This is a genomic window from Amycolatopsis kentuckyensis (assembly GCF_041679295.1).
Taxonomy (GTDB): Bacteria; Actinomycetota; Actinomycetes; order Mycobacteriales; family Pseudonocardiaceae; genus Amycolatopsis; species Amycolatopsis kentuckyensis_A.
Window position 1 is genome coordinate 1 of the sequence record NZ_JBGDMD010000008.1, and the last position, 11,654, is coordinate 11,654.

General features: G+C 70.7%; 8 protein-coding genes. 2 read left to right on the top strand and 6 right to left on the bottom strand.

Going from position 1 to position 11,654, the window contains the following annotated elements; all coding sequences use genetic code 11:
• Positions 1-149 precede the first annotated feature (149 nt).
• The 3 genes from ACERZO_RS32265 to ACERZO_RS32275 are packed head-to-tail and all read right to left on the bottom strand — an operon-like array spanning position 150 to position 3,210.
• On the bottom strand, positions 150-1,136 hold the full coding sequence (locus ACERZO_RS32265) for an S-adenosylmethionine:tRNA ribosyltransferase-isomerase (protein ID WP_372669026.1): 987 nt from the start codon (positions 1,134-1,136) through the stop codon (positions 150-152).
• Positions 1,133-1,804, bottom strand: coding sequence for an SDR family NAD(P)-dependent oxidoreductase (locus ACERZO_RS32270; protein ID WP_372669028.1), 672 nt, complete (start codon positions 1,802-1,804; stop codon positions 1,133-1,135). Before ACERZO_RS32270 ends, ACERZO_RS32265 begins: the two co-directional genes overlap by 4 nt.
• A gap of 44 nt (positions 1,805-1,848) precedes the next feature.
• The gene (locus ACERZO_RS32275) at positions 1,849-3,210 is read right to left on the bottom strand and encodes a purine-cytosine permease family protein (protein WP_372669030.1); all 1,362 of its coding nucleotides are present in this window, start codon (positions 3,208-3,210) and stop codon (positions 1,849-1,851) included.
• A 172-nt stretch (positions 3,211-3,382) separates the two neighbouring features.
• On the opposite strand from ACERZO_RS32275, the gene ACERZO_RS32280 reads away from it, so the two are divergent.
• On the top strand, positions 3,383-4,909 hold the full coding sequence (locus tag ACERZO_RS32280) for a sensor histidine kinase (protein WP_372669748.1): 1,527 nt from the start codon (positions 3,383-3,385) through the stop codon (positions 4,907-4,909).
• 43 nt (positions 4,910-4,952) lie between these two features.
• On the opposite strand, the gene ACERZO_RS32285 is transcribed toward ACERZO_RS32280, so the two are convergent.
• Together ACERZO_RS32285 and ACERZO_RS32290 are read right to left on the bottom strand one after the other, a co-directional pair.
• Entirely contained in the window at positions 4,953-6,884 is a 1,932-nt protein-coding gene (locus ACERZO_RS32285) for a S53 family peptidase (RefSeq protein WP_372669032.1), read from the bottom strand.
• 303 nt (positions 6,885-7,187) lie between these two features.
• Complete coding sequence (locus tag ACERZO_RS32290; RefSeq protein WP_372669035.1) at positions 7,188-8,330, bottom strand: ROK family transcriptional regulator; 1,143 nt, start codon at positions 8,328-8,330, stop codon at positions 7,188-7,190.
• Positions 8,331-8,389: 59 nt separating this feature from the next.
• On the opposite strand from ACERZO_RS32290, the gene ACERZO_RS32295 reads away from it, so the two are divergent.
• The gene (locus ACERZO_RS32295; RefSeq protein WP_372669037.1) at positions 8,390-9,622 is read left to right on the top strand and encodes an MGH1-like glycoside hydrolase domain-containing protein; all 1,233 of its coding nucleotides are present in this window, start codon (positions 8,390-8,392) and stop codon (positions 9,620-9,622) included.
• Here ACERZO_RS32295 and ACERZO_RS32300 read toward each other — a convergent pair.
• Positions 9,601-11,373: a discoidin domain-containing protein gene (locus ACERZO_RS32300; RefSeq protein WP_372669040.1), complete on the bottom strand. Its 1,773-nt coding sequence runs from the start codon at positions 11,371-11,373 to the stop codon at positions 9,601-9,603. The genes ACERZO_RS32295 and ACERZO_RS32300 overlap by 22 nt on opposite strands.
• Positions 11,374-11,654 lie beyond the last annotated feature (281 nt).

The window sequence follows — 11,654 nt, forward strand, 5'->3', positions numbered from 1 at the left end:
CTTGACAGGACAGCTGCCCACAGCCCGGACGTGATGTGGATAAGCACGCCCGGGCCGTAGCTTCAGCCGGGTTTTCGTCGGACCACCCCGATACGCTGGAAGCGGGCAGGCCCCCAGGGAGGGCGGGGTCTTGTGTGGGGGGCGGCGAGTCAGCGGCGCAACAACAAAGACACGTCGCCGAACTCATGCCACAGGTACCGGCGCTCCACCGCCGCGTCGTAAGCGCGCTGGACCAGCTCCCGACCTGCCACCGCCTCCAGCAGCAACAAATGCGACGCGTCCGGGGCGTGCAGCCCCGTGACGATGCCGTCCACCACCCTCGCCGGGCGGTCCGGCCCCAGCACCAAGTTCGTCCACCCGGACGCCGGGCCCTCGGAGGCCGACTCCAACGCCCGCGCCGCCGTTGTTCCCACCGCGATCACCCGGCCCCCTTGCGAGCGGACCCACGACACCAGCGCCGTCGTTGCCGGTGGCACCCGGTACCTCTCCGCCTGGGGTGGCTCGCCCGCTTCCGGTGATGACACCCCCGTGTGCAGCACCAGCGGCGCGAACAACACCCCGTCCGTGACCAGCCGCGTCACCAGCGACGACGTGAACGGCCGCGCCGCCGAGGGCATCTCCGCGCTTCCCGGCTCGCGGGCGAACACCGTCTGGTAATCCGACAGCGGCCACTCGCCCGGCACGTACCCGTAGCGGATCGGCCGGCCCTTCGCCGCGAGGAGCCCCCGCACCTCCACCGACACCTTCGCCCGCCACAACCGGCGGGCGTCCGAAGACAGCAATGTCAGCGACGCGCCGCCGGGCAGTGACACCCGCTCTCCCGCACGGCCGTCCAGCAACGGGCCGTCAGGAGCGCGCAGCTCGACGATCCATGAGCCGTCGTCGAGTGACGTCGAGAAGTGGACCGCTATCGGACGTCCGTCCCGGACGGCGTCCACCGCCGCCGGGAGCGTTCCCGATGTGTTCACCACCAGCAAGTCGCCCGGGGACAGGAACGAACCCAACGACGAGAACACCGAATGGTGGACTCCGGCAGGCGAAGCCACCAGCAGGCGGACCCCGTCGCGCGCGGTGCCGCGGGACTCCGGTGGCGCCGATGCCGACAGCTCCGTCGGCAGGTCGAACCGGATGTTCATGCCGGCACCAGCAGGTCCGCCGCGCGGTAGCGGCCGCTCGGTGGGCGCTCGTCCAGCAGCCTCAGGAACGCCGGGACCGCCGTCGACGGCAGCGGCCGGTCCGAGATGTCCTCGCCCGGGAACGCTCGCTGGTGCATCTCCGTGCGCAGGTCGCCCGGGTCGACCGCGTACACCGCCAGCTCCGGGTTCTCCACCCCCAGCACCGCCGTCACCTGGTCGAGCGCCGCCTTCGTCGAGCCGTAACCTCCCCAGCCCTCGTACGCTTCGACCGCCGCGTCCGAGCTGATGTCGATGATCGTGCCCCGCGCCGCCGTCAACGCGGGCAGCAGCAGCTGCGCCAACGCCAGCGGTGCGAAAACGTTGACGCGGTAGACGGTTTCCAGTTCCGGCAAGGGATAGCTCGACAGCGGCGGCAGCGGGCTGACGCCCAGCGAACTCGCGTTGTTGACGAGCAGGTCCAGTGACGGGCAGGCGCCGGCGAGTGACGCGCGGTGCGCCGGGTCGGCGACGTCGCCGGGAACGGCCGTGAAGCCGATTTCCCGGGCAGCGGCCGACAAAGCAGTGGCGTCACGGCCGTCGCCGATGACCGTCCACTTGCGACTCACCAGGGCGGCGGCGAGGGCGCGGCCCAGGCCCGCGGATGCTCCGGTGACGAGTGCGGTTGGCATGGTTCCTCCTTCGAGGGGTACCACACCATCGTCAACCCTCTACATTACTTGAGGTCAACGCGGCGCCGGAGCAGGAAATACGCTGCCAGTGAAACGACCAGCCCGACGTAGTAGGCGAGGTCCGCGCCGTGCAGCGCCGCCGCGACCGGTCCCGTGTAGAGGGACGTGTTCATGAACGGCACCGCCGCACCGAAACCTGCCACGAACGCCACCAGCGCCGCCCACGGCCGCACGGTCTTCGACGCCAGGACGTCCACGCGCTGCCCGCCGCGGGTGCGCGCCAGCCAGTCCGGGACGACCACGCCGAGGAACGGCGGGATCCAGTAGCTCACGAACAGCAGGACGTTCTCGAACTTCGCCGACAGGTCGCCGCTGTGCATCCAGAGGATCAGCGCGAACGCCAGCACCGTGACGACCACCGCCGACACCGGGCGCCGCAGCCGGACGCCGACCGTCTGCAGCGCGAGCGAGCCGCTGTAGTCGTTCATCGCGTTCGACGACACCGCCGCCAGCGCGATCACCGCCAGCGCCAGCGCGCCCAGGAACCCGCCCCCGAGCAGGTGCGCGACGCCGGCCGCCGTCTGGTCGCCCAGCGACGAACCGAGCGCGAGCCCGAGGCCTTCGCCGATCGCGTACGACACGACGAGACCGAGCAGCGTCGCCCAGAAGACGCTGCGAGACGACGTCGAGACGGGCAGGTACCGGCTGAAGTCCGACGCGTACGGCGCCCAGGAGATCGCCAGCGACAGGGTGATCGTCGTGAACAGGACGACGCCGCCGGCGAGGTCGGCGCCCGCGGCCGTGTTCGCCGTGGCGATCGGGTGTCCGGAAAGGACCTTCACGGCCAGCGCGGCGAACGCGAGCACCAGCAGCACGCTCATCACCGCCTGCACGCGGTGGATCAGCGCGTAGCCGAACACGCCGAGCGCGCACTGCAGCACCAGCACGATCAGCACGGCGGCCCAGAACGGCAGCCCGGTCAGCTCGGAAAGGGCCTCGCCGCCGAACAGGCCGACCAGGGCGTCCCAGGCGATCGAACCGAGCCACTGGACGAGCCCCGGCAGCACGACCCCGCCGCCGAAGGGCAGCCGGGCGAGCGGCAGCTGGCCGGTGCCGGTACGCGGCCCCCACGTCGACAGGTACGCCACCGGCAGCGACCCGAGCACGGTGCCGGCGAGCATCGCGGCCAGGCCGGTCCAGAACCCGAGGCCGAGCGACGCGGCGAGCGTGCCGGTGAACACCGCGGTCATGGTCAGGTTCGGCGCGAACCAGACGCTGAACAGGCGCCACGGCCGCCCGAACCGGTTGCCCTCCGGCACCGGTTTGATGCCGTGGGTTTCGATCGCCAGGTCACGGCCGCCGGCAGGCATCCGCCCGCCGAAGACCTCGGCACCCAGTCCGCTCATGTGCTGCCTCCTGTCCCGGTTCACCCTAAAGCGCGCCCGCGTGGTGTAACGCGACGGCCCGAACGGGCGAATCACGGTTAGCCGCTGCCGGACCGCGCCACACACCCGCCAGGATTGCCCGGCGAGCGGACACCGGGAGGCCTGCGTGGTGCAGCATCCGCGGACACTGGCGATGACCGGCCTGCTGGCCGCCGGTTTCGCGCTCGGCGTCACGGCGTTGACCTTGAAGGCGGGCGAAGGCAGCCACTCCGCGCTCGACACCGCGCTCAGCACCGCGACCGGGTTCCTGTTCCTGCTCGCCGGCGCCGTCGCGCACGTGCGGCGCCCGGCCAACCCGATCGGCGTGCTCATCGCGCTCGCCGGAGTCGCGGTCTTCCTCGAAGACCTGCAGTTCACACGCAGCCCGGTGCTGTACACGATCGCCGTGCCGCTGCGCGCCGCGTCCAGCCCGGTGATCGCACACCTCGTGCTCGCCTTCCCGCACGGCAGGCTCCGGTCGCGGTGGGAACGGCTGCTCGTCGCGTCGGCCTACCTCGTGGTGTTCGCGCTGGGCGTGCTCGGGCTCCTGGTCAGCGACGACCCGCGCGACCTGCTGGCGGTGTCGGCCGACCCGGCGAGCGGCGTGTTCGCCGACCGCGTGCTGGAGCTCGCGGCCACGGTGATCAGCGCCGGCGTGATCGTCGTGCTCCTCTACCGGTGGCTGACCGGGCAGCTGCCGCAGCGGCGGCTGCTGTCGCCGGTGATCGCGATCGCGCTGTTCGGCGCGCTCGCGTCCGGCGCCGGCACTGCGCTCGGCGACGGCCACCCGCTGTCGGATCCGCTGCTGCAGGTCTACCGGGTGCTGTTCTGCCTGTGGCCGCTGGCGTTCCTGGCCGGAGTGCTGCGCGCCCGCGTCGGCAACGCCGAGATGATCCGGCTGCTGCTGGAGCGCGACGGCACCGGCCTGGCGGCGCTGGTGCAGGACGATGAGGTGTGGAAGGACAGCCGCTCGATCGACGCGCTCAATGCGGCCGCCGGGCTCGTGCTCGACAACCAGCGGCTCACCGCGGAGCTGGAGCAGCGGCTGGCCGAGGTGCGGGCGTCGCGCGCGCGGCTCGTCGCGGCCGGGGACGAGGAGCGCCGCCGCCTGGAGCGCGACCTGCACGACGGCGCGCAACAACGGCTCGTCAGCGTCGTGCTGCTGCTGCGGATGGCCGGCCGCCGGTACGGCGCGTCGCTGCCCACCGAGGTCCGGGCGCTGCTGTCCGGCACGGTCGACGAGCTGCAGACGGCGATCACCGAGCTGCGCGAGCTCGCGCGCGGCATCCGCCCGGCGATCCTCACGGAGGCGGGGCTGGTCGCGGCAGTCCGGTCGCTGGCCGACCGGATCCCGATGGACGTGGCCCTGACGGTCGGCACGGTGCCCCGGCTGGACTCGGCGGTCGAGGCGACGGCGTACTTCGTGGCGTCGGAGGCGTTGACGAACGCGATGAAGCACGCGCAGACCGACCACGTGAACGTGCGGATCGCGGTCGAGGGCGACGAGCTGCGGGTGGCCGTCACCGACATCGGTGTCGGCGGTGCGGACATCGAGGGCGGCACGGGCCTGGCGGGCCTGCGGGACCGCGTCCAGGCGCTCGGCGGCGAACTCGCCGTGGTCAGCGGCGACGGCGGCACCGCGGTGAGCGCGGTCATCCCCCTGGTCGCCGAAACGCCGTGAAGGGCACCCTCGTGGCTTGAGGGTGCCCTTCACGGAGTACTTGCTAGACGAGCAGCAGGAACAGCAGCCCGTTGGGCGTGCCGAGACCCGTCACGTCGTCGTAGCCGGGGGTGGTGTGGATGGTCAGGCCCTGGTAGTCGAGCGTGCGCACCGAGGTGAGCAGACCGTCCGAAGCGTCGACCGAGTTCGCGTAGTCCACGCGCTCCACCGCGGCGTCCACGTGCTTCACGTCGCTGATCGCCGCGGTGCGGGAGGTCAGCTTGTAGATCACGGGGTTGATGAAGCCGTGGTGGAAGTGGTCGAAGCTGTCGGCCACGGCCATGATGCCGGCGAACACCGGCGACGCGAGGCTCGTGCCGCCGATCCGGTACTGGTCGTAGTAGGCGCCGTCCGGGAAGGTCTGCGTCTGGCCGACCAGGAAGCCGGTGTTCGGGTCGCCGACCGCCGAGATGTCCGGGACGACCCGGCCCTTCTTGTGGCCGACCTGGTTCTTCGTGGACAGCGCGTCCGGCACGACGCCCTTCTGGTAGAAGGGCTGCTCGAACAGGCGGCTGGTGCCGCCGCCGGAACCGCTGGTGTAGTTGGCCGGGCCGTAGACGCCGTTGGTCAGCGTCGACTTGCTGGTCTCCCAGCCGGTCTCGAAGATCCGCTTGCCGTCCTTGCCGATCGCGATGGACGTGCCGCCGACCGCGGTGATCCACGGCGCCGAGGCGGAGAAGTCCGGCGACGGCGTGCCGAGGCGCGCGACCTCGTCACCGTTGTCACCCGAGGAGAAGTAGACGCCGATGCCCTCGAGCACCGCCTGCAGCGAGATCTGGTTGAACACCTTGACCTCGTCGGCCGGGATGTCCTCGCCGGTGTCGCCGTAGGAGTTCGACACGATGTCGGCCTTGTGGCCGGCGATCACGTAGTTCAGCGCCACGTCGAGGGCGTTGTCCTCACAGGACTCCCCGCCGACGTACAGGATGTCGGCGCCCGGCGCGAGACCGTGGGCGGCCTCGACGTCGAGGGTCTCCTCGCCGTACCAGCCCGCCGCGTCGCACTGGTCCGGCGGCTCGAGGACCGGGTTCGCCGGGAAGACGTGCTGCTTGAACTGGCTCGCCTTCAGCGGGTGCGCCGGGTCGTTCTTCTTGGCGTACGTGCTCGCGTCGGCGTAGATGGTCGGCGAGGCGAACGCGTCCACGATAGCGATCGTGGTGCCCTTGCCGTCCGCGCCGACCTTGTCGACGCCGTAGGCCGAACGCAGCTGGGCCGGGGTGTAGCCGCAGGGCGCGTAGGGCAGGTGCTGGCCGTTGTAGGCGGGATCGGTGGTGTCGATCTTCTCGCCGTAGTAGGCGCTGCACGGCCGCGCGTTGCGGAAGCCGGGGCCGGGCGGGACGTCGGCCGGCGTCGCGGAACCGGTCGCGTGGTCGGGCTTGAACAGGTTGGTCGCCTGGTCGACCCCGACGACGCCGAGGACGTCGTTCGCCAGGTTCGCCGGCACCGACAGGTTCTTGTCGGTGGCGCGGAGGGTCTGGCCCTTGACCTTGTACTTGGCCAGCTTGACGTCGAACGCCTTCTGCGTCTGGTCGGCGGTGCCGGTGGCCTCGACGTAAGCGCGGTTCGACGGCACGTCACCGATGCTGAAGCCGTTGCCGGTCAGCCACGCCTTGACGGCGTTGACCGTCGCATCGCTGGCGGCGAACCGGTCACGCACCTGGTCCGGGCTGAGGTACTGGCGGTAGGTCTTGCTGTCCGGATCGGACACGGCCTGGGCCAGCGCCTCGGCACCGGCGTTGTCGCGCTGGTTCAGGTAGACCCGGAAGCTCAGCTTCGACGCGGGCGCCGTGTCGGCGACCTTCGCCTGCGCGTTCGCCCACAACGGGTGCGACTGCGGAATGTCCTGACGCCCCTGCGCGGACGCCGTGGCCGGCAGGGCGCCGGTCAGGCCGCCCACCACCGCGAGCGAAAGGAGCAGGGTGGAGCTTCTTCGCACAGAAATCTCCCTCTTCGAAAGCGGCCCCCAGAAAATGGGCCTGGAACACCGGACGAGACTAGATCGGTGTTCCGCTCGTGGGGAAGTGCTTGCGGAACCGTTATCTGGTCGCGAATTCACCCGCCGCGGCGCGTGGTACGGAAATCCGATTTGTCGGTCGGAAAACGCGAGGAATGCGATTGTATGCGAGGTAAGTCCGGTTCGTGTCCGTATCGCGGAACACGGGGGTTCACCTTCTGCCACCTACCAAAGTAGGGTGCTCCGTCCACACCGGACAGTCCGGGGATGGCGGCACTTCGGCCGTCAGGCGCGCGCTTGCAGCCGTCGATCCACCGCGGCCGGGGAAAACACCGACTCGACGACCATCGCCACCGCGCCGCCGAGCGCCTCGCCGCGCCCGCCGATTTCCACGCGCAGGTTCCGCGTCGACCGCGGCAGCGCCCGCCGGTAGAGCACTTCCCGGACGCCGGCGACGAAATGCGGCTCGGCGAGGTCGCCCGCCACCACGAGCACACCCGGGTTGACCACGCAGACGAGGGTCGCCAGCACCTCGCCCACCTGCCGGCCGGCCTCCTCGGCCAGGCGCACCGCCGCCGGTTCGCCGGCCAGGATCCGCTCGCGGACGCCCGAGCCCGACGTCGTCGGCAGGCCGAGCCCGGTCAGCCGCGCGGCGAGCGCGCCACCGCCGGCGACCGCCGCGAGACAGCCGGTCGAGCCGCACAGGCAGCGCGCGTCCGGGTGGTCCGGCAGGCGGACGTGCCCGATGTCGCCGGCGCCGCCGTCGATGCCGCGGTAGACCTCGCCGCCGATCACCAGTCCCGCGCCGATGCCGGTGGACACCTTGACGACCACGAGGGCACCGGAGTCCGGGTAGCGGGCGCGGTGCTCGCCGAGGGCCATGAGATTGGCGTCGTTGTCGACCAGCACGGGGGCTTTGAACCGCGGGCCCAGGTGGGTGTCGATGGGGTAGCCGTCCCAGCCGGGCATGATCGGCGGCTGGTTGACGCAGGCTCGGCCGGGTTCGACCGGGCCGGGTACGGAAATGCCGATGCCGCACACCGGCCGCCCGACCTCGGCCAGCATCGACTCGAACCACCCCGCGATCCGGTCGAGCACGACCTCCGGCCCGTCGGCAACGCGCAGCTCACCCGCGCGGTGGGCCAGCCGCCGCCCCGCCAGGTCGGTCACCGCCGCCTCGGCGTGCATCGTGTCGATGCTCGCCGCGAGGACCACCGCGTGCCCGTCGTCGAAGCGCAGCTGCCTTGCCGGGCGGCCGCCGGTCGAGTCCTCGTGGCCACCCTCGGCCAGCAGGCCCGCCTCGAGCAGCCGGTCGAGCCGGGCCGTGAGCGTCGTGCGCGACAGTCCCGTGCTGGTCAGGAGCGCTTTCCGGGTCGTTGCCCGCTCGCTGCGGACCAGCTGCAGCAGCTCACCCGCGCTCGCCGACATCACGTTCCTTCCGGACTTTTGTCCATTGACAATACACAAGTCGGAGATAGATTGGACATATGGATGTAACACGAGCCGCGGCGGTCCTGGACGGCAACTGGCTCGGCTCGTCGACCGTGCCCTCGCGCTCGCTCTACCCGCACCAGTGGAGCTGGGACTCGGCGTTCATCGCCATCGGCCTGCGCCACTCCGCACCCGCGCGGGCCCGTCGCGAGCTGCTGACGCTGTTCTCCGCGCAGTGGCGCGACGGCCGCGTCCCGCACATCCTCTTCAACCCGGACACCCCCGCCGAGGCGTACTTCCCCGGCCCGGCGTTCTGGCGCGCCGGCCGGACGTCGGGGCTGATCCAGCCGCCGGTGCACGCGCGGGCCGTGCTCGCGGTGCACCAGGCCGACCCCGATCACACGTTCCTCGCGACGCTGTACCCGAAGCTGCGGGCCTGGCACGAGTACCTGCGCACCCACCGGGACGCCGGCGGACGCGGGCTGGCGGCGATCGTGCACCCGTGGGAGTCCGGCATGGACAACAGCCCGGCCTGGGACGGCCCGCTCTCGCGCGTCACGCCGTCGACCGGGTTCGTCCGCCGGGACCTGGAGCACGGCGCCGCCGCCGACCGCCCGAGCGACGAGGACTACGGCCGCTACGTCCGGCTCGCGACGGACTACCGGGACCACGGCTACGAAGGGTTCGGCGAGTTCGTCGTCGAAGACCCGGGTTTCAACGCGCTGCTGGCCGACGCCGAGCTGGCGCTGGCCGAGATCGCCGGCGAGCTGGGCCTGCCCGCGGCCGCCGCCACGCACCGCGAGTCCGCCGCGCGCGTCGCGAAGGCCATGCAGGAAACGCTGTGGGACGACGACTTCTTCTTCGCCCGCGACGTCCGCACGGGCTCGCGGCTGCCGGAGTACACGTGCGCGGGCCTGCTGCCCTTGCTGCTGCCCGACCTGGCCGTCGCCCCGGCACTGCTGGCGACGGCCACCGGGCCGCGGTTCCGGCTCGGGCGCGTGCACGGCGTCCCGAGCCACGACCTGACCGCGCCGACGTTCGACCCGGGCCGCTACTGGCGCGGCCCGTCGTGGGCGAACGTCGGCTGGCTGGTCCGGCAAGGGCTGCTGCACCACGGCGAGCACGCCCTGGCCTCACGACTGGGAACCGACCTCGTCGAGACGGCGCTGCGGACGGACTTCGCCGAGTACGTGGACCCGCTGACCGGCGCCGGGCACGGGGCCCGGTCGTTCGGCTGGACCGCCGCGCTGACCCTGGACCTGCTGGCTCAGCCCGCCGCGGTCGCGTAGTCCGAACCCAGCCAGGTCTCGTCGATCCGCAGGCGCTTGTACCGCGTGCTGTCGCTCGAAGCCGCGTACGTGCTCGTCACCTGCAGGCGGACGTACCGAGCCGTCACCGCGGTCAGGTCGACGAACTGGACGCCGCGGTGGCTCGGGAGCGTTCCGGACTTCACCGCGCTCCCCCAGTTCTTGCCGTCGTCCGAGACGTAGACCTTGTACGCCTTGATCCGCGCCGACTGCTCGCTGTCCGACCGCGCGTAGCTGACCGAGTCCTCGCGCTGGTTGACGCCGAGGTACTGGACCTTCTTCGCCGACCCGAGGTCGTAGTCGAGGTTCACCGGCAGGGTCTTGTTGTTGTCGAAGTACGTCAGGTAGTCGCCGTCGCTCGCCGACTGTCCACCGTGGCCGCTCGCGGACGCGCTCGCCTTGAGCGTCACGGTCTTCGGGTCGTACGTGCCCGTTCGACCGGCCGTCTCGACCTTGAAGACCGTGTCGTAGGTGTCCCATCCGGACAGTCCCGTCAGGGTCAGGCTGCCGCCGCCCTGACCGAAGGAGATCGCCGCGCCGGTGCGGAGGTTCGTCACCTTCGAGACGCGGTAGCCGTTGTCGCGGATCTTCAGCGTGCTGCCCGACGGCTTGGTCAGGACGTGCACGTACTGCGTCGCGCCCTTGATCGTGATGACGCCGTGGGCGCCGTCGTTCCAGAAGCCCGGCTGCATGCCGCCGTACATGTACCCGGCGCCTTGGGTGCCGCCGAGCGACTCCCAGATCCCGTCGAGGAATCCCGCGGCGAAGTTGTTGAACGCTTCCTGGTTCGACGGGAACTTCCCGTTCACCATCGCCGTCTCGGCCATCAGGGACTTGATCGACGACCCCGAGTTCGTCACCAGACGTCCGATGTTGAGCGCCCTGCTCACCGCCGAGTTGGACCCGCCGTACCACCACGAGCCGGTGTCGGGCAGCTTGAAGCACGCCTCGGTCAGCCGCGGCATCGCCGTGTAGGTCGCCTGCGGGTAGTCGTACGCCGGCGACATGCCGGTCTTCTGCTCGTTGCTGATCGTGTCCATGATCGGCGTGTCTTCGTTGTTGTTGCTCAGCAGGTAGTCCGGCCGCTGCTGGTAGATCTGCTTGTAGAGGTCGTGCGACTCCCAGTAGGCGTTGTCGTTGTCGATCCAGAACCCGCCGAGGTCCGGGTAGTTCTTCATGACCTCGAAGAAGTTGTCGTAGCTGAACTGGCCGAAGCCGTCCTGGCTGTCGAGGTTGACGGTCTTGCCCTTGTACTTCGAATAGCCGGCCGAGTCGAGCCACTCGTGGCCGCCCTCGTCGTGCCACTGGGCGTCGTTGGTCATGTACAGGATGACCTTGAGCCCCTGGGGTTTCGCCGCCGCGATCAGCTCGCCGAGGAAGTCCCGCTTGGTGGTGCAGCTGCCCGGGATCTTCGACGGCCAGGCCCGCGAGTAGCCGAGCCGGCTGTGGAACGACGCCAGCACGAGGTACGACGCGTGCAGCTTCTTCGCTTCGGTGACCCAGTAGGCGGGACTCCACCCGCCGTCGGTGATCGCCTTTTCCCAGGCGCTGCAACTGGTGTAGCCGGGTGACGTGCGCATGCCCCAGTGCAGGAACAGGCCCGCCTGGCTGTCGCGCAGCCACTGCTGGGACGGCTTCTGCAGGTCGGCCGCCGCCGGGGCCGCGACGAGCCCGGCCACCACCAGCAGCGAAGCGCACGCGGCGAACACCCGGCGCAGGAACTTGGCTGACATGAACGACCTCCCAGTGGTCTGGTCCACCCGGTGGTGTACTCCTGGTTCGAAGGTGCGGTCAATACTGAGATCCGACCTTTTCGCGACGTCCCAGCGGCCGGTACATCGCGACTACGGCCGTTCGGGTTAAATATCTGATATATGACACGAGAGATCCGATCTCTCTTGACTCGACCTCCCCGGGGCGAGTAGATGTTTCCCCCAGAGAGCGCTTTCGCTCTCCCCCACCGCTCCGGCGACCAGGGCAGCACGCCGCGCCCCCACCCCCAGAGCCGGTCGGG

Coding starts and splice junctions, on each gene's coding strand:
- ACERZO_RS32275 (WP_372669030.1), bottom strand. CDS start 3,210: ATGAGCGGACTGGGTGCCGAGGTCTTCGGCGGGCGGATGCCTGCCGGC.
- ACERZO_RS32280 (WP_372669748.1), top strand. CDS start 3,383: ATGACCGGCCTGCTGGCCGCCGGTTTCGCGCTCGGCGTCACGGCGTTG.
- ACERZO_RS32265 (WP_372669026.1), bottom strand. CDS start 1,136: ATGAACATCCGGTTCGACCTGCCGACGGAGCTGTCGGCATCGGCGCCA.
- ACERZO_RS32290 (WP_372669035.1), bottom strand. CDS start 8,330: ATGTCGGCGAGCGCGGGTGAGCTGCTGCAGCTGGTCCGCAGCGAGCGG.
- ACERZO_RS32295 (WP_372669037.1), top strand. CDS start 8,390: ATGGATGTAACACGAGCCGCGGCGGTCCTGGACGGCAACTGGCTCGGC.
- ACERZO_RS32270 (WP_372669028.1), bottom strand. CDS start 1,804: ATGCCAACCGCACTCGTCACCGGAGCATCCGCGGGCCTGGGCCGCGCC.
- ACERZO_RS32300 (WP_372669040.1), bottom strand. CDS start 11,373: ATGTCAGCCAAGTTCCTGCGCCGGGTGTTCGCCGCGTGCGCTTCGCTG.